At 68.2% G+C, this 16361-nt stretch carries 18 protein-coding genes; 13 read left to right on the forward strand and 5 right to left on the reverse strand.

Annotated elements, in window-relative coordinates; all coding sequences use genetic code 11:
- Positions 1 to 4: 4 nt before the first annotated feature.
- The 7 genes from Rhe02_RS18440 (at position 5) to Rhe02_RS18465 (ending at position 7063) form a co-directional block, all read left to right on the forward strand.
- The gene (locus Rhe02_RS18440) at positions 5 to 2932 is read left to right on the forward strand and encodes an alpha-mannosidase (protein WP_203909483.1); all 2928 of its coding nucleotides are present in this window, start codon (positions 5 to 7) and stop codon (positions 2930 to 2932) included.
- A gap of 263 nt (positions 2933 to 3195) precedes the next feature.
- Positions 3196 to 4362 carry an alginate lyase family protein gene (locus Rhe02_RS18445; protein WP_239123899.1) on the forward strand — a complete coding sequence of 389 codons (1167 nt, stop codon included), beginning with the start codon at positions 3196 to 3198 and terminating at the stop codon, positions 4360 to 4362.
- Positions 4363 to 4386: 24 nt separating this feature from the next.
- Complete coding sequence (locus Rhe02_RS18450) at positions 4387 to 5118, forward strand: sulfite exporter TauE/SafE family protein (protein WP_203909484.1); 732 nt, start codon at positions 4387 to 4389, stop codon at positions 5116 to 5118.
- A gap of 91 nt (positions 5119 to 5209) precedes the next feature.
- A complete protein-coding gene (locus Rhe02_RS49870) occupies positions 5210 to 5788 on the forward strand; it encodes a hypothetical protein (RefSeq protein WP_239123900.1) in 579 nt (192 codons plus the stop codon).
- Positions 5734 to 6144 (forward strand): GNAT family N-acetyltransferase, encoded by a 411-nt coding sequence (locus Rhe02_RS49875; RefSeq protein WP_239123901.1) that lies wholly within the window; start codon positions 5734 to 5736, stop codon positions 6142 to 6144. The genes Rhe02_RS49870 and Rhe02_RS49875 overlap by 55 nt, the downstream gene beginning before the upstream one ends.
- 53 nt (positions 6145 to 6197) lie before the next feature.
- Complete coding sequence (locus tag Rhe02_RS18460; protein WP_203909485.1) at positions 6198 to 6545, forward strand: PadR family transcriptional regulator; 348 nt, start codon at positions 6198 to 6200, stop codon at positions 6543 to 6545.
- Positions 6542 to 7063, forward strand: coding sequence for an HAAS signaling domain-containing protein (locus Rhe02_RS18465; protein ID WP_203909486.1), 522 nt, complete (start codon positions 6542 to 6544; stop codon positions 7061 to 7063). The genes Rhe02_RS18460 and Rhe02_RS18465 overlap by 4 nt, the downstream gene beginning before the upstream one ends.
- A 109-nt stretch (positions 7064 to 7172) precedes the next feature.
- On the opposite strand, the gene Rhe02_RS18470 is transcribed toward Rhe02_RS18465, so the two are convergent.
- Entirely contained in the window at positions 7173 to 7736 is a 564-nt protein-coding gene (locus Rhe02_RS18470) for a DUF3159 domain-containing protein (RefSeq protein WP_203909487.1), read from the reverse strand.
- Between the two features lie 142 nt (positions 7737 to 7878).
- On the opposite strand from Rhe02_RS18470, the gene Rhe02_RS18475 reads away from it, so the two are divergent.
- Both Rhe02_RS18475 and Rhe02_RS18480 read left to right on the forward strand, forming a co-directional pair.
- Positions 7879 to 8949 (forward strand): hypothetical protein, encoded by a 1071-nt coding sequence (locus tag Rhe02_RS18475; RefSeq protein WP_203909488.1) that lies wholly within the window; start codon positions 7879 to 7881, stop codon positions 8947 to 8949.
- A 43-nt stretch (positions 8950 to 8992) separates the two neighbouring features.
- Positions 8993 to 9376 (forward strand): MmcQ/YjbR family DNA-binding protein, encoded by a 384-nt coding sequence (locus Rhe02_RS18480; protein WP_203909489.1) that lies wholly within the window; start codon positions 8993 to 8995, stop codon positions 9374 to 9376.
- A gap of 18 nt (positions 9377 to 9394) precedes the next feature.
- On the opposite strand, the gene Rhe02_RS18485 is transcribed toward Rhe02_RS18480, so the two are convergent.
- Together Rhe02_RS18485 and metE are read right to left on the reverse strand one after the other, a co-directional pair.
- The gene (locus Rhe02_RS18485) at positions 9395 to 9589 is read right to left on the reverse strand and encodes a hypothetical protein (protein ID WP_203909490.1); all 195 of its coding nucleotides are present in this window, start codon (positions 9587 to 9589) and stop codon (positions 9395 to 9397) included.
- Positions 9590 to 9644: 55 nt separating this feature from the next.
- On the reverse strand, positions 9645 to 11858 hold the full coding sequence (gene metE, locus Rhe02_RS18490; RefSeq protein ID WP_239123902.1) for a 5-methyltetrahydropteroyltriglutamate--homocysteine S-methyltransferase: 2214 nt from the start codon (positions 11856 to 11858) through the stop codon (positions 9645 to 9647).
- A gap of 104 nt (positions 11859 to 11962) precedes the next feature.
- On the opposite strand from metE, the gene Rhe02_RS18495 reads away from it, so the two are divergent.
- The 4 genes from Rhe02_RS18495 to Rhe02_RS18510 all read left to right on the forward strand — a co-directional run bounded on the left by Rhe02_RS18495 (position 11963) and on the right by Rhe02_RS18510 (position 14342).
- Positions 11963 to 12595, forward strand: a complete 633-nt coding sequence (locus Rhe02_RS18495; protein ID WP_203909492.1) for a maleylpyruvate isomerase N-terminal domain-containing protein — start codon at positions 11963 to 11965, stop codon at positions 12593 to 12595.
- A 46-nt stretch (positions 12596 to 12641) separates the two neighbouring features.
- The gene (locus tag Rhe02_RS18500; RefSeq protein WP_203909493.1) at positions 12642 to 13556 is read left to right on the forward strand and encodes a LysR family transcriptional regulator; all 915 of its coding nucleotides are present in this window, start codon (positions 12642 to 12644) and stop codon (positions 13554 to 13556) included.
- Positions 13557 to 13617: 61 nt separating this feature from the next.
- A complete protein-coding gene (locus Rhe02_RS18505; protein ID WP_203909494.1) occupies positions 13618 to 13941 on the forward strand; it encodes a hypothetical protein in 324 nt (107 codons plus the stop codon).
- Positions 13941 to 14342: an NUDIX hydrolase gene (locus tag Rhe02_RS18510; protein ID WP_203909495.1), complete on the forward strand. Its 402-nt coding sequence runs from the start codon at positions 13941 to 13943 to the stop codon at positions 14340 to 14342. Before Rhe02_RS18505 ends, Rhe02_RS18510 begins: the two co-directional genes overlap by 1 nt.
- Before the next feature lie 54 nt (positions 14343 to 14396).
- Here Rhe02_RS18510 and Rhe02_RS18515 read toward each other — a convergent pair whose 3' ends face one another.
- Together Rhe02_RS18515 and Rhe02_RS18520 are read right to left on the reverse strand one after the other, a co-directional pair.
- Positions 14397 to 14852 (reverse strand): hypothetical protein, encoded by a 456-nt coding sequence (locus Rhe02_RS18515; protein WP_203909496.1) that lies wholly within the window; start codon positions 14850 to 14852, stop codon positions 14397 to 14399.
- A gap of 165 nt (positions 14853 to 15017) precedes the next feature.
- Positions 15018 to 16172, reverse strand: a complete 1155-nt coding sequence (locus Rhe02_RS18520) for a hypothetical protein (RefSeq protein WP_203909497.1) — start codon at positions 16170 to 16172, stop codon at positions 15018 to 15020.
- Positions 16173 to 16361: the final 189 nt, after the last annotated feature.

Here is a 16361-nt window from a genome sequence, read left to right on the forward strand (position 1 = left end):
TCTGATGCACGACGACCGGGTCCTCGTCGAAAAGCGCCTCGATCGCGTGCTGCGGGAGCGGATCCGGCCGGCCGTCTACTCGATGACATCCCCGCTGCAGGTCACGGCCTGGCAGGCGCCGGGCGAGCCGGTGCCGTTCGAGGTCGCCCGCGAAGCCGATTTCGTGCCGGTCCAGCCGGGCCAGGCGTGGGGCCCGCCATGGGGCACCACCTGGTTCCGGGTCACCGCCGACGTGCCGCCGCAGTGGGCCGGCCGCCGGGTCGAAGTGGTGCTCGACCTCGGGTTCGCCGCGGATCGTCCGGGCTTCCAGTGCGAGGGCCTGGCCTACACCCCCGACGGCGAGCCCATCAAGGGCCTGCATCCGCGCAACTGGTGGCTGCCGGTGACCGGCGCCTCGGTCGACTACCTCGTTGAGGCAGCGTCGAATCCGCTGATCAGCCACACCGCCGGGGTGACCCCGCTCGGCGACAAGGCGACCGCGGGAAGCGAGCCGCTCTACCGCCTGGGCCGCATGGAGCTGGCGGTGCTGGAGCCGCAGGTGTGGGAGCTGGTGCAAGACCTGGAGGTGCTCGACTCCCTGATGCGCAGCCTCGGCCTGCACGAGCCGCGCCGGTTCGACATCCTGCGGGCCATCGAGTCCGCCCTCGATTGTCTTGACCTGCAAAACATCCCGGGCACGGCCAAGGCCGCGCGCGGGCGGCTGGCCCCGGCCCTGCGCAAGCCCGCGTATCCCAGCGCCCACAAGCTTTCCGCGATCGGTCACGCCCACATCGACAGCGCGTGGCTGTGGCCGCAGCGCGAGACGATCCGCAAGGTTGCCCGCACCGCCGCCAACGTGACCACGTTGATGGAGCTGCATCCGGACTTCAAGTTCGCGATGAGCCAGGCCCAGCAGCTGGCCTGGATCAAGGAGCACTATCCGCACGTCTACACGCGCGTGGCCAAGCACGTGGCCTCGGGGCAGTTCGTGCCGGTCGGCGGGATGTGGGTGGAGTCCGACACCAACCTGCCCGGCGGCGAGGCGCTGGCCCGCCAGTTCGTGCACGGCAAGCGGTTCTTCCTGGAGGAGTTCGGCATCGACACCCAGGAGGTGTGGCTGCCCGACTCGTTCGGCTACTCGGCCGCCCTGCCGCAGCTGGTGCTGCTGTCGGGATCGAAGTGGTTCCTCACCCAGAAGATCTCGTGGAACCAGACCAACCGCTTCCCACACCACACCTTCAACTGGGAAGGCATCGACGGCAGCCGGGTCTTCACCCACTTCCCGCCGGTCGACACCTACAACAGCGACCTGTCCGGCGGCGAGCTGGCCCACGCCGCGGCCAACTTCTCCGACAAGGGCCGCGCGTCGCGTTCCCTGGTCCCGTTCGGCTGGGGCAACGGAGGCGGCGGGCCGACCCGCGAGATGATCGCGCGCGCCCGGCGCACCGCCGACCTGGAGGGCTCGTCGCGGGTGGCGATGGAAAGCCCGCAGGAGTTCTTCTCCGCCGCCCAGGAAGACTATCCACAGCCGCCGGTCTGGGTCGGCGAGCTCTACCTGGAGCTGCATCGGGGCACCTACACCAGCCAGGCCCGGACAAAGCAGGGCAACCGGCGAAGCGAGCACCTGCTGCGCGAAGCCGAGCTGTGGGCGGCGACCGCCACCGTCAACGGCCTGGCCGACTATCCCTACGAGCAGCTCGACCGGCTGTGGAAAACCGTGCTGCTGCACCAGTTCCACGACATCCTGCCGGGCAGCTCGATCGCCTGGGTGCACCGGGAGGCCGAGTCCACCTATGCGGGAGTGCGCGCCGAGCTGGAGAAGCTGATCGCCTCGTCGATCGGCCTGCTCGCCGGTTCCGGCTCCACCCTGCTGGCCTTCGACGCCTCCCCGCGGGCGCTGGCCTCCAGCCTGCACACCGATCCGCTGCCGGCCACCCCGACCCGGCAGGGCACCGATCTCGTGCTGGACAACGGTCTCATCCGCGCCGTGGTCAGCGAGCAGGGGCTGGTGACCTCGCTGGTCGACCAGCGCACCGGCCGTGAGGTGCTCGCCGCGGGCCACCCGGCCAACCTGCTGCAGCTGCACCCCGATCTGCCCAACGCCTGGGACGCCTGGGACGTCGATGCCTTCTACCGCAACCGGTGCACCGACCTGACGATGGTCTCCGACCTGTCCGTACGCGACGGCGGGATAGTCGTCACCCGCCGGTTCGGTTCCTCCGTGGTCAAGCAGCGGATCAGCCTCGCCCAGGGCAGCACCCGGCTCGACTTCGAGACCGAGGTGGACTGGCGCGAGGTCGAGTCGATCCTCAAGGCCGCCTTCCCGCTCGCGGTGCACGCCGACCGGTTCGCCAGCGAGATCCAGTTCGGGCACGTGATGCGGCCGACCCACGTGAACACGTCCTGGGAAGCGGCCAAGTTCGAGACCTGCGCACACCGCTTCGTGCATGTGGCCGAGCCCGGTTTCGGGGTGGCGGTGGTCAACGACTCCACCTACGGCCACGATGTGCGCCGCGACGGCAAGCTCACCACGATCCGGCTGTCGCTGCTGCGCGCCCCGCGCTTCCCCGATCCCCTTACCGACCAAGGCGTACACCGCTTCCGCTACGCCCTCGCGCCGGGGGCCGGCATAGCCGACGCCGTGGCGGAGGGTTACCGGATCAACCTGCCGCCCCGCGTCGTCTTCGGCGACGCGGCCTGCGAAGCGCTGGTGCGCGTGGACAATCCGGCGGTGGTGGTGGAGGCGGTCAAGCTGGCCGACGACCGCTCCGGCGATGTCATCGTGCGGCTCTACGAGTCGCTGGGCGGACGCGCCCGCGCCACGCTCACACCGTCGTTCCCGGTCGACCGGGTGTCCATAGTGGACCTTCTCGAGCGCCCGCTTTCGGACGACACCGGCGCCGCCATGGAGTTCGGGCCGTTCCAGATCCGCACTGTGCGCCTTCACCGCTAACGCTATTGGGCAATACAAGGTTGACTTCCGCCAGCGAACCTTGGCGACTTGTGGTCGCTATGGCCGCCATAAGTCGCCAAGAATAACTTTTGCGCCGGCTCGTCGTGGTCGCTCACCGCACCTCCCGGGCGGCAACGCGACGCTCGTGCCTGGTTGCGCCCTGCCGCCTGCGGCGGGGACCCGCGCCTTGCTCTGGAAAATTGACGATCGCGAGTGTGACTGGTATCTATTTCTTAGTTAAATTAACTAACAGAGGAATTGCCATGCGAACCCTCGCCCGCCTGCTCGTCATGGTCTTGCTCACCGGCATGGCCGCCGCCGTCTCCGTCCCGTCCACCGCCGCCCCTGCCACCTTCGCCCACCCCGGCGTGCTCGTCAGCCGGGGTCAGCTCGACTTCGTTCGCGCCCAGGTCAACGCCAACGCCCAGCCCTGGCGCGCCGCCTACGACCAGATGCTGGCCAGCAGCTACGCCTCGCTGTCGCGCACCCCGCACCCGCGGGCCATCGTCGAGTGCGGCTCGTTCTCCAATCCGAACTTCGGCTGCACCGATGAACGCCAGGATGCGATCGCGGCCTACACCGACGCGCTCGTCTGGTACATCACCCGCGACAGCCGCTACGCGGCCAAGGCCATCGCGCTCATGGACGCCTGGTCGGCCACCATCACCGACCACACCAACTCCAACGCTCCACTGCAGAGCGCCTGGGCCGGATCGGTCTGGCCGCGCGCCGCGGAAATCATCCGCTACACCTATTCCAGCTGGCCCAACGCCGGCCGCTTCGCGACCATGCTGCGCAACGTCTACCTGCCCGAGGTGCGCAACGGCAACACCAACGCCAACGGCAACTGGGAACTGACCATGATGGAGGCTTCCCTGGCCATCTCGGTGTTCCTGGAGGACCGGGCCGCCTACGACGCAGCCATCGCCAAGTTCCGCGCCCGCGTCCCGGCCTTCATCTACCTGACCACCGACGGTGCCTGCCCGCGCGGCCCGGCCGGCAGCAGCATCGACACCTGTGCCGAAATCATCACCTACTGGCACGGCCAGTCCACGTTCATGGACGGCCTGTCCCAGGAGACCTGCCGCGACTTCACCCACACCGGCTACGGCCTGTCGTCGATCTCCCACGTTGCCGAGACCGCCCGCATCCAGGGCCAGGACCTTTACACCGAGCTGCGCGATCGGCTTCGGCACGCGCTGGGGCTGCATGCCCGCTACGAGCTCAATGCCCCACCGTCGTCGCTGTGCGGCGGCACCATCACCCGGGGTCTGGGTCCCACCACCGAGGTCGGCTTCAACGCGCTGAACTTCCGGCTGGGCATCGGCATGTCCAACACCCAGACCTATACCGAAACCCGCCGCCCGCAGGGCACCAACGGCCTGTTCGTCGCCTGGGAAACCCTCACCCACGCCCGGAACCCGAACTGATCGGTTTACTGGCATCCTTGGCCGGTGCCCGCCGAGACCCTGCTGAGCCTGCTCGCCGCTTCCGCGGCTGCGTTCGTGCTGGCCGTGGTCTCGGCGGTGGCCGGCTTCGGCGGCGGGGTGTTGCTGCTGCCCGTGTTCATCGCACTTTTCGGGCAGCGGGTGGCGGTGCCGATGCTCACCCTGACCCAGCTCGCCAGCAACGGCAGCCGGGCCTGGCTCAACCGCGCTGACGTGCGCTGGCCGCTGGTGGGCTGGTTTGCCTTGGGCGCCATGCCTTTCGCGGTCGCCGGGGCGGTGCTGCTGGCCACCGCGCCGTTGAGTTCGCTGAAGCGGGGGCTGGGTTTGTTCCTCATCGCGATGGTGGTGTGGCGGCGAATGAGCCCGCGTCCGCCCCGGCTCGCCGATCGCGGCTTCGCCGTGGTAGGCGCGGCCTCCGGCCTGGGTTCGGCCCTGCTCGGCTCGGTCGGCCCGTTGACCGCCCCGTTCTTCCTGGCCTATGGCCTGACTCGGGCGGCTTATATCGGTACCGAAGCAGCAAGCGCTCTAATCATGCACGTCACCAAAACGGTGGCCTACGCGGGCAACGGCATGCTCACCTCCCGCATCGTCCTGTTTGGAGCCGCGCTGACCCCCGCCACTCTGGCCGGCGCCTGGGTCGGCAAGGCCATCGTCGGCCGGCTCAACGACAAGGTCTTTACCGTGCTCGTCGAGGCCGGGCTGCTCGTCGCCGGAATTCTGTATCTCATCGGCTGGTGATGGGCTAGGGTCGGCCTGACTTTGATCGACACGAGTGAAGAAAGGGGGAGTGCGATGATCACCCGGCAACAATCCGACAAAAGGACATGTAATGCCCGAAGATCTGACCATGCGCCCCATCCGCGGGCGCGACGAACTCGACCTGTTCTGCGGCTTTCCCTACCAGCTCAACCCTGAGCTGGCTGACGACCTCGACGCCGGAAGACGCCGGCCCGAGCTGCTCTGGATGGCCCTGCGCGGCGATCGCCTGGTGGCCCGCGTGGGCTGGTGGGCGAGGCAACGCGATGAGGCACCGCTGTTGCTCGACATCTTCGACTTCGCTGACGACTCCCCCGACGGGATCGACACCGGGGTCCGGCTGCTCGAAACCGCCATCGCCGCAACGATTCCCGACCGCACGAAGCTGCCACAGTTTCTGCGCTTCCTCGATCCGCACTGGCAAGACGACCGGTCACCGAGCACGCGACGCGAAGCCGCATGGCGGCCCTGGAACGCGTTGGCGCTCGGCCTCTGGTGGAACGCCTGCGCCTGGAATGGGCGCCCGGAACCCCGGTGGCGGCGGCGTCGCAACGGCTGGTGTTCAAGCCCGCGGACGACCGAGACGAGTTGCTGCGCTTGCTCACCCTCACCCTGGAGGGCACCCTCGATGCGCACAGCCGCCGCGATCTGACCACCGCGTCTGCGGCCGAGGTAGCGCTGGGGCAACTCGACGGCGAGTTCCCCGGTTACGTGGGGCCGCGTGAGTGGTGGCGCATCGCCTGTCTGCCCGACGGGGAGCCGGTCGGCTTCGTCATCCCGTCGCGCAACAGCTACAACGCCATCATCGCCTACATCGGTGTGGTGCCAGCGCATCGCGGGCACGGCTACATCGACGACATCCTCGCCGAAGGCACCCGGATCCTTGCCTCACAAGATGTTCCACGCATCCGCGCGGCCACCGACGTGGGCAACATCCCGATGGCGAAGGCCTTCGCCCGGGCCGGCTACGCCGTGACCGGACGCCAGGTCGACATGGTCTGGAGTTAATCCGACAGGGCGGCCCGTTCCGATCATGGACGCAGTCGGCTACCTTGTAATGCATGGTACCTGGCCACGCAAGAACCAGCGCACTGCGCAAGGGAACGCTGGAGTTCTGCGTGCTTGCACTGCTGTCCAGCGGCGAGCGCTACGGGGTGGAGCTGGTTCGCGCGCTGGCAGACGTCGACGGCATGGAGATAACCGAGGGCACCCTCTATCCCCTGCTGTCGCGGCTGCGGCGCGACGGACAAGTCACCACCTCCTGGCAGGAGTCGCCGAGCGGGCCGCCCCGCCGCTACTACGGTCTGTCCAATGTGGGCAGACAGGCGTTACACGAATTCAGGGATGAGTGGATCCGCTACCGCGACGCGGTAGACAAACTCCTCGGCACGGCAGGAGCCGCCTCATGATGACCACACACCACCCGATCGTGGCCGAATACCTCCATCGGCTGCACGAAGAGACCGCCGATCTGCCCGTGGAGGAACGTGCCGAGCTGGTGTCCAGCATCGCCGAACACATCACCACCGCGCTCGCCGAAATCACCGACCCGCAGGAGGCCGACATTCAGGCCGTGCTGGACCGCCTAGGCCCTCCGGCCGCGATCGCCACGGAAGCCCGCCGGCAGTCCAGCGGCGCTCCGGTAACCCGCACGCGACCCGGTGCTTTGGAGTGGGGCGGGGTGGCGATGCTGGGCGTCGGCAGCTACCTGCTGCCCATCATCGGCACCGCAGCCGGGCTGGTCATGATTGCCTTGTCGCCGTGGTGGACCGCGCGGCAGAAACTGGCCGCGGCGGCCATCTCACTTACCGGCTTGGTGCTGGTGCCACTGGTGGGCATGGGGTTGTTTCTCGTGTCGTCCAGCACTTACCAGGAGCAGTCGCCCGTCCCCATCGAATCCGTTTTTTCACCCTCACACCGACCGTAGGAGAACCCATGGGCATCGCAATTTTCGTGGTGATTGCCTTCGTGGCCCTGGCCGGCCCGGCGATCGCCGCCGTCATCCTCGCCATCCAGCTACAGCGGCGCAGCAAGGCCTAAGCGGTGCCCTTCACGCTTGCCTTGACGCGGTCTGGGTACCAGGCGGTGAACTTGAACGCGCCCACTATCAGCACGGCCGGGATGACCCAGTTCAGCCAGGCGGAGCCGCCGCGGTCGTGCTGAGCGATCAGGCCGAGCACCGCGCAGGCCGCGAACGTCAGCCCCCACACCAGCGTCAGCGTGCGGTTGACCCGTTTGAACTCGGGCCTCGACCAGAACTGCTGCGGCACCTGCTCGCGGGCGTACTGCTCGGTGAACGGCACAAAAGCCAGCGAACCGAGCACCACCAACGCCAGCACGCCGCTGGAAATCGCCTGCGAATAGTCCTCCAGCCAGATCAGCTGGCTGCGGTCGAGGAACAGCCCGGCGACGACCAGCGCGGCGAAGAACACCACCGAGACGATGTCGAGCAGCTTGACCCGGCCGCGCTCGCGCGACGGGATGAGCAGGATCACGGCGGCGAGCAATGCGCCCCCTGCCGCGTACTCCCATGTGCTCGGCCCGCACACCACCCAAAAGATGATCCAGGGCACGAAGCCCAGGAACGCCTTAGCCCCCACCCGCCAAACTTCTCACATTTCCGCTGGTAGTTCCGCTGGTTAGCCAAACAAGCCGGCACTGTCCAATATCGAGGCCGGGCTCCCAAAGCTCGGCTTGCTCCACTAGCTTCGTGTCAGGGATGAGCGAACGGGGCGTGGGCTGATGCGTGAGGGCTTTCTTTTGGTCGGGCACAACGAGTCCGGACCGATGGCGTCGGCTGAGGTGGGTGACCGGGTGGCCCGGCCCGCGCTTGGGCCGCCCTGGTTCGCGGTGACCCATGACGTGGAGCGGGTGCTGTTCACCGACTGGCCGGCCCGGCTGTTCCGGGTGGGCATGCTGCCCGCGGCCACGCCGGAAGAGCAGGCCAACCTCGACTTCGCCGCCTCCAAAATCCGGGCCGACGCCGGGTACACCCGGGTGCTCGCGGTCGAGGTGCTGCAGGAGCTGCCGGCGTCGGTCCTGTTCGGCCCGCACGGTGAAAGGGTTGCTCCGATAGCCGACGTTGCGGCCACCCTGACGCTGGCCCAGGCGGCCGCGCTGGCCCGGGTCCGCCATCCCGGCGCGGCCATGGCCCGCTCGCGCGTGTGGCGGCGCTGGCTGCAAAGCCGGCCCGGGCGCAGCTCCGATGTGGACGGTGACCACTCGCACACCCTTGACGACGACGGCTCGCCCATCGGTCGCGGGATGGGGCTGCTCTTCGGCTTGGTGTGGAAGGCGGCCAGGGCACGCGGCGGCCCGGACGCCTTCCGCCCCGACCCGCACCCGGCCGACGACGGCGACGAGATCCTCCAGCAGCCCTGGTACGACGCGTCGGCCGCCCTGCTGGACGCGGCCATCGCCGAGGGCGCGCCGAATCTGTTGCAGGACAACGAAGCCGACGTGCTGTGCCAGTCTTGGCGGGCCCACCTGCGCACCCGCCGCACGGCCAGCGTGGTGCTGCACGAGGAACGCACCGACCGCTCGTGGCGCACCCTGACCGCGCGCCTGACCGAGGAAGGCGACCTGCACGTGGAAGGCCAGGACCTCAGCCGGTCGATGGGCGAGTACGAATGGGCCTACACCGTCAAGGCAGCCGACCTGCCCGCGCTCAAAAGCGCCCTGCCCGGCGAAGGGGACGACCTGCTGGCGATGCTTGCCACCCACTGCACCGGCCGGGAAGCCGACCGGACGCTGCGCGATCTGCTCAAGCAGCACGCCATCCCGCACAGCTTCTGGAGCCGCATCGACGAGTAGGCACAAAATCCGCGCCGCTGCTTCGCGCATGCCAAAATGACCTATGGCGACATGGGAGGAAGCCGACGGGATAGCGGCGGCGCTGCCGGAGGTCGAAGGGGCACCGGACGGTTGGCAGTGGAAGGTGAAGGGCAAAGCCTTCGCCTGGGAACGCCCACTGCGCAAGGGCGATCTGGCTGAGCTGGGCGAGCACGCCCCGCAGGGCGACATCCTGGCCGCATGGGTGCCTGACCAGGGCGCGAAGGAGGCGCTGCTGGCCGACGAGCATGGCCACTACTTCACGACCTCGCACTTCAACGGCTATGCGATCGTCCTGGTCAAGCTGGAGTCGATCGACGCGTCGGAGCTGCGCGAGTTGCTCGTGGAAGCATGGCTCGCCCGGGCGCCCAAGCGCCTGGCCAAGCAGTTTCTCGACGCCGCGGTGTAAGGACCTGCGGCTGTAGACCTATGGAACGGTGCGCTCGATGGCGGCGGCGCCCCACTCGGCGAGCTCACGGCGAGCCCGCTCGACGTTCTTGGGGGTTGGGTCCTGCCCCTTGGCAATGGCCAGGTCCTCGGGCTCCCAGGGCTGCTCAGCCCCGGTGCGGAAGATCATGGCAGGACGGTGGATTGGCGTGGCCGGGGTTACATCCTCGAGCATGGTTAACTCCCATCTGCCGGACACGCCAAATCTCCCACAGCATCGAGCCTGATCGCTAGACTTTCCCCCGCATTAACCTGGCTGCCTCCACCACGTTGCGCAGAGCTGCTTGCACCTGGGGATAGGTGCGCGTCTTCAAGCCACAGTCCGGGTTCACCCAAAGCTGCGCGGCGGGAACCGACTTGCTGGCATAGGTGAGCAGCTCCACGACCTCGGCCACGTCAGGGACCCGGGGTGAGTGGATGTCGTACACGCCTGGGCCCAGCCCGCGGGAGAACGCGGCCGCCGTGGGTTCGGCCAGCACCCGGGCATGCGAGCGGGCCGATTCGATGGTGGTGACGTCCGCGTCGAGGGCGTCGATGGCGGCGAACGCGGCAGCGGCGTCGGAATAGCACAGGTGGGTGTGGATCTGGGTGCGGTCGGACGCGCCGGAGGTGGCGTGCCGGTACGCCTCCACCGCCCACTGTAGATATTCGGCCTGGTCACGCTCGCGCAGCGGGGTCATTTCGCGCAGCGCGGGCTCATCGACCTGGATGATGTGTATGCCGGCCGTCTCCAGGTCGGTCACCTCCTCCCGCAGCGCCTGCGCCACCTGCCACACCGACTCGGCCAACGGCAGGTCGTGGCGCTTGAACGACCAGGCGACGATCGTCACCGGCCCGGTGAGCATGCCCTTGACCGGCTTGCCGGTCAGCGACTGCGCGTAGCGTGCCCAGGCCACGGTGATCGGCCGGGTGCGCTTGACATCGCCGTGCATGATCGGCGGTCGTGTGCACCGCGAGCCGTAGGACTGGACCCAGCCGAACCTGGTGGTGGCAAAGCCTTCCAGGTTCTCGGCGAAGTACTGCACCATGTCGTTGCGCTCCGGCTCGCCATGCACCAGCACATCCAGGCCCAGCTCCTCCTGCAGCCTGATAACGCGCTGCACCTCCAGCTCGATCCGGCGCTCGTATTCCTGCTCATCAATGCGCCCGGCGGCCGCGTCGGCTCGCGTGGCGCGCAGCTCATCGGTCTGCGGGAAGGAGCCGATCGTGGTCACCGGCAGCGGCGGCAACTTCAGGTATTCGGCCTGAGCCTTGGCGCGCACCGCATATGGGCTTCGTCGCTGTGCTTTCGGGGAGGCTTTTTCGGGTACCCAGAAAGGCAGCTCGGTTTGGAATTTGTCGCCTGTCCCGGTGGCGAGCGCGACCACCTCGGCCACCTTCTGCTCGGCGAAAGCGAGCCTTTCGCGCAGCCCCGGCTCCAGCTCGGTCTCCACCTCGACGTCGTAGGGCACATGAAGCAGCGAGCACGAGGTGCTGACGACGACCTCGCTTGCCATGGCGCGCAACGCCTCCAGGGTCACCCGGGCGCTGCCCAGATCGGTGCGCCACACCTCGCGGCCGGAGACCACCCCGGCCACAATCGTCTTTCCTGCCAGCGCTTCCAAGCCATCGGTCGTGCCGCGCACCAGGTCGACCGCCACCGCTTCCACACCGGTGGCGGCAATCGCCTGCAACGCATCCCCGAGCTCGCCGAAGTAGGAAGCCAATAGCAGCCTGGGCCGTTCGCCAAGGTTGGCCAGGCGCTGGTAGGCGCGCTTGGCCGCGTCCAGCTCCGCCTCGGTGCGGTCAAGCACCAGCGCCGGCTCGTCGAGCTGAACCCACGGCACGCCTTCGGCGTCCAGCCGGGCCAGCAGCTGTGCGTAGGTGACCAGCACGTCGTCGAGTCGGTCCAGCGGCTGGAAGCCGTCCGGGCTGTCCGGGGCCGCCTGCGAGAGCAGCAGGAAGGTGAGCGGGCCCAACAGCACCGGACGGGTGATCAGGCCAAGCTCACGCGCCTCCCGGAACTCGCTGACCGGCTTGTCGGCCCGCAGCCGGAACACGGTGTCCGGCCCGATTTCGGGCACCAGGTAGTGATAGTTGGTGTCGAACCACTTCGTCATCGGCAACGGCGCGACCGAGTCGTTGCCGCGGGCCATCGCGAAGTAGGCGTCAAGGGAGTGATGCTTGCGGTAGCGATCGGGAATCGCGTCGAGCAGGATCGCCGTGTCGAGCATCTGGTCGTAGTAGGAGAACGTGTTCGACGGCAGCTGGGTCAGGCCCAGCTGCGCCAGTCTGAGCCAGGTCTGCTTGCGCAGCTCGCGTCCGGTGTCATGCAGCTGCTCGGCCGTGATCGCACCGTCCCAATAGGACTCCAGTGCGCGCTTGAGTTCCCGGCGCGGCCCGATCCTGGGATAGCCCAAAACCGTGGATCCGCCAATTGTCACTTCATCGTTGGAGATTGTCACAGGCGGCATTCTGTGGCGAACCCGATTGGTCCCGCCGGGTCGATCACGGCGGCTTATAGGTCGCGGTTTGACGCCCGCGGCCAGGCGCACGTAGCTTCTCCAAGGTGATCATCGGGGTCTTCCTAGCCACCGCGGAAACTGTCGCGCCACTGCTGCGCACGCCGGAACTCGAGAGCCGATGGCATGAACCGAGCGCCCTGGCCGACTTCCGCATCAGCGGCCTCGCAGGTCACCTAGCTCGCGCTGTCCTCAACGTGGAGCGATACCTCGATGCCCCTGTGCCCCATGGCATTGAGCCGATGGATGCGGTCACCTACTTCCGGACGACGGGCGCAGACGCCGACGATCCGGCCGACCCCATACACAGGGTGATCCGTGAGCGCGGCGAGCAGGCCGCCGAGGGTGGGCCGACAGCCCTGGCCGGCCAATACGATTCGGCTCGCGCCAGATTGGGCGAGCGGCTCAGCGGCTTGTCTGTCGGCCAACCTGTGTTGATGTTCGATCGCCACGTGCTGTTGCTCGGCGAATGCCTGCTGACGCGCCTGGTCGAGCTTGCCGTGCACACCGATGACCTCGCGGTCAGTCTGGGCCTGCCCACACCCGATGTCGGCGACCAAGCGATGGACTTAGTTGTCACGACCCTGAGCCGGATCTCACGCCAGCGACACGGTTCGCTGGCTGTCCTGCGAGCGTTTTCGCGGCGCGAGCGGACGTCATCGAACATCGCCGCGTTCTGAATTAACGCGGGCGCCTACGGGTGCGGCCCGCGGGCATACTGGGGCGATGGAAACCGGGCCGCCGCTTCGCGACATCGCGTGCTACGTGATTGTCGCGCAGCAGCTGAGCTTCTCCGGGGCGGCCACCCGGCTCGGCATGTCCCAGCCCGCGGTGAGCCAGACCATCGCCCGCCTGGAGCGCACCCTCGATCTGCGCCTGTTCGACCGCAGCAGCCGGGAGGTGCAGCTCACCGAGGCCGGCAAGCTGCTGCTGCCGCACGCCGAGGAGCTGCTGGAACGGGCCCAGGGTTTCGCCGCGGAGGCGGCCCGGCTGGCGATCCCGGCCCGCGAATCAATTCGGCTGGCTTATTGCCCGCTGACCGGCACACTCGCGGCGCGGGTGGTGCAATGGCTGGCCCGCCGCACACCCGCGATCCGGGTGCAGCTGCGCCCGACCGGCTGGAGTTCGGCCACCGCCGACCTCGCCCGCGATGCGGTGGCCATCATGAGCGCCCCCTTCCCGCCCGAGTTCGCCACCACCGGCCGGTTCCACATCGCCGTCAACCACCTGGCGGTGCCCGCCACCGACCCGCTCGCGCAGGCCCAGCGGATTTCCCTTGAGCAGCTCAACCGCCGCACCGTGCTGATGCCCCGGCACCGCCCGCCGGGCAGCGTGTGGGCCGAGCTGACCTTCCGCCTGCAGTCGGCCAACGTCGTCTTCCACGACGGCGACGAGCACGACAACTGGACCACCGCGCTGGACCTGGTGGCCGCCGGGCGCGGGGTGCTGCCCGCGCCGATCCCGCTGGTCGACATGGTCCGCCGCCCGGACGTGGCGTTCGTCCCGTTCGACGCGAAGCTGGCGATGACCTACGGCATCGTCTGGTCCTCCGAACACGCCACCGCCCAGACCCTCGCTCTGGTTCAGGCAATTCAGGACCATCTGCGCACCGGCGGGCGCTCACGCGCCGTCGCTCGTTAGCGAAGATTGAACCCGCCGCCCGCGGGGCATACACACGCCGACCACAGTGGAGGGAGCCGACATGATGCCCGAGCTTGCCGCCGTCGAGCCACGGGACATTCTCTGGCAAGCCGCGCATCTGCTCCCGCGCCTGGCCGGCAGCACGGTCACCGGCGGTGACGTGGTCCAGGCCCTGGTGGCCACCGCCACTCGGCACTTCCCCTCCGCCCAGGCCGCCCAGGACGCGGCCGAACAGGCCCTGGCCCGCCTCGGCAGTTACGTGCTCGTGCACTGCGGCAGCATCTCCCCCACCCTGCAGGACTGGCTCGACGGCTGCGCCACCCGCACCGCCACCTGGGCCATGAAGGCCGCCGCCGAGCAACCCCTGCTGGAACTCGCGAGCTGATGGCCTCGCCGATCGACAAGGTGGCCTGGATTCTGGTCAGGTCGGGCAAACTGCTGAGCTCCCGCAACCATGGCATCGACATCTTCTACATGCCTGGCGGCCGGCGGGAGCGGGGCGAGAGCGACCTCGACACCCTGCTGCGTGAGGTGAAGGAAGAGCTGACGGTCGACATAGCGACCGACACGGTTCAGCACATCGGCACGTTCACGGCGCAGGCACACGCTCAGCCCGAAGGTGTCCTCTGCGTGATGGCGTGCTACTCCGCCGACTACACCGGTGAGCTGGCGGCCAGCAGCGAGATAGCCGAAATCGCCTGGCTTGGCTATGCCGACCGGGATCGGGTGTCCGGTGTGGACCGCGAGGTCATGGAGCACCTTCACGCCCACGGACTGCTCGGCTAGCCAATGAAGCGGCGCCCGGGTGGAGCCGGGCGCCGCTTTGTCCTATGACACGCGTCAGCAGTCGGTGTTGTTCAATTGGAAAGGTTCGCTCTGCGCCGAAGCGTTGCCCGACGTGTCGACCGCGTCGACGGTGAAGGAGTTGATGCCCTCGGCCGGCGCCTCGAGCACGGTGCGCCCGACGTTGCTGGTGACGCCGATGACCCAGCTGCTCACGCCGGAGCGCACGCCGTTGACATAGAACCGGTAGAGCAGCCGCGACTGCGCGTCGGTGTTGTCAGTGGACGGATCCCAGCCCAATCCGAAATTGTCGGTCAGGAAATGGGCGGTCACGCCGACGTTGTCCGTCGACGGGTTCCACGCCAGCGTCACCGAGGTCGCAGTGGCGGCGGTGAGGCGAAAGTTGCCCGGCGTCGTGGGTGGGGTGGTGTCACCCGCCGCCAGGGCTTGACCCGGTACCCACATAAATAGCAGGAGAATCGCCCCGGACAGGGCGATGGTTCGTTTGCGCATGCCGGTCTCCTCAGGATCGTCAACAATGACGCTTGCCGACATACACGGATCGCCACGTATCGAGGTTCAGGCAGCCACACCTGTTGCGGTGCAATCAGTCTCCACATTGGAGGGTGGGCTCGGCCGCCGTCACCGCCACCAACCACGACGGCCGAGACCACCCCGCTATACGCCCGAGGCCCTCGGCCTCAGGCCGGCCCAGAACACCAGCGCCGCACCGGCCGCGGACAGCAGGACGCCCAGGGCCATCAAGGCCCAGACGTTGTCACCGGTGAGCGGGAGCCCGCCGCCCTGCCCCGAACCGGCCACGGTGATCGGGAGCTCCAGATAGCGCACCGATTCGTGATCGGCGGCGATGCCGCTGGCCACCAGCTGATGGTTACCGGAAAGGTCGGCCGGGATCGTCACCTCGACCGAGAAGGCGCCGCTCTCGTCGCAGACGGTGGTACCCAGCAGCTGCGGTGTCGAATAGACGGAGATGGCTACGTCGGCCGAGGGGGCGAAGCCTGCGCCCGACACGACGGTCTTGCGTGCGCCGGAGCCGATGCTGGAACCCGCGCTGCTGACCAGCGCACCGCTGGCCGCCGCGGGCGCGGCCGGCACCGACCACACCACGATCGTCGCCGCCGAGGCGGTATGAGCGGACCCGGTCGGCGGCTCACCATAGAACTCGCCGGTGAGGTAAAGCGGCCCAAAGCTTTCCGCGGTCACCGCCGTCGTGAAACGACCGTCGCTGTCGGTGTGCAGGCCGGTGAACTCACGGCCCTTGCCATCGGCGTCGATGGAATGCAGCCGGAACTGGCTCGCCTTGTCCGCCAGCGGCACGCCGGCCGCGGTGGTGAGGCGCCCGGCCACGGTGAAGGTGGTGCCGAAGACGACGATGGGGGCGGTCGCCGTCATGGTCACCCGGGTCGGCTCGCACGGGCCGTTGCCCAGGCCGAAGTTGTTTGCCGAAGCGGTCCAGGCCTGGTCGATCTGCGCGGTGGCCTCGCCGGTGAGCTTGGCGGACGAGGCCAGCTCGTAGAAGGCGGTGTGCGTCGCATCGTCGGCGAGGGTCAGCGCGATGTCCACCGGGCCGGCGGACTGCACCTTCGCGCTGATTTTGGCGGGTGGCTGCACGCCGGTGGTTCCGGCCACGCCGGTGAGATAGAAGCGCCATTTGCCGGCGTGCTCCCCCTCGCCGCAGCCGGCCCAATCGGTCGGCAGGTTCGTGTTCACGGTGACCACGGCAAGCACACCCGCATTTGCCGTGCTCGGCGGTAAGAGCCATCCGGCCGCCGCAGCGCACATCGCCACGACCGCGCGCAGTTTCCCACTCATAGGCGTTTCCCTTTGGCTGCAAGACAATCTGCGGACGATGGAACGCTAGAGGTGCCGAGCGGCGCTCCACAACGTGAAACCTCATTGACAGACCTATTAGGTCGACTATTCGACCAACTTGCTCATGTCCATGCCCGACGGTCTTAACCCGGACGGGGTCGGCTTGACTGGTCGCGCTCGCGCGAGTTT

The sequence above is a fragment of the Rhizocola hellebori genome (assembly GCF_016862955.1).
In the GTDB taxonomy this organism is placed as follows: domain Bacteria; phylum Actinomycetota; class Actinomycetes; order Mycobacteriales; family Micromonosporaceae; genus Rhizocola; species Rhizocola hellebori.

Bases quoted from the DNA above. Each gene is read 5' to 3' on its own strand.
- Rhe02_RS18510 (WP_203909495.1), top strand. From the start codon at position 13,941: ATGGCCTCGCCGATCGACAAGGTGGCCTGGATTCTGGTCAGGTCGGGC.
- Rhe02_RS18445 (WP_239123899.1), top strand. From the start codon at position 3,196: ATGCGAACCCTCGCCCGCCTGCTCGTCATGGTCTTGCTCACCGGCATG.
- Rhe02_RS18480 (WP_203909489.1), top strand. From the start codon at position 8,993: ATGGCGACATGGGAGGAAGCCGACGGGATAGCGGCGGCGCTGCCGGAG.
- Rhe02_RS18440 (WP_203909483.1), top strand. From the start codon at position 5: ATGCACGACGACCGGGTCCTCGTCGAAAAGCGCCTCGATCGCGTGCTG.
- Rhe02_RS18460 (WP_203909485.1), top strand. From the start codon at position 6,198: ATGGTACCTGGCCACGCAAGAACCAGCGCACTGCGCAAGGGAACGCTG.
- Rhe02_RS18465 (WP_203909486.1), top strand. From the start codon at position 6,542: ATGATGACCACACACCACCCGATCGTGGCCGAATACCTCCATCGGCTG.
- Rhe02_RS18475 (WP_203909488.1), top strand. From the start codon at position 7,879: ATGCGTGAGGGCTTTCTTTTGGTCGGGCACAACGAGTCCGGACCGATG.
- Rhe02_RS18515 (WP_203909496.1), bottom strand. From the start codon at position 14,852: ATGCGCAAACGAACCATCGCCCTGTCCGGGGCGATTCTCCTGCTATTT.
- Rhe02_RS18505 (WP_203909494.1), top strand. From the start codon at position 13,618: ATGATGCCCGAGCTTGCCGCCGTCGAGCCACGGGACATTCTCTGGCAA.
- Rhe02_RS18485 (WP_203909490.1), bottom strand. From the start codon at position 9,589: ATGCTCGAGGATGTAACCCCGGCCACGCCAATCCACCGTCCTGCCATG.
- Rhe02_RS49870 (WP_239123900.1), top strand. From the start codon at position 5,210: ATGCCCGAAGATCTGACCATGCGCCCCATCCGCGGGCGCGACGAACTC.
- Rhe02_RS18520 (WP_203909497.1), bottom strand. From the start codon at position 16,172: ATGAGTGGGAAACTGCGCGCGGTCGTGGCGATGTGCGCTGCGGCGGCC.
- Rhe02_RS18500 (WP_203909493.1), top strand. From the start codon at position 12,642: ATGGAAACCGGGCCGCCGCTTCGCGACATCGCGTGCTACGTGATTGTC.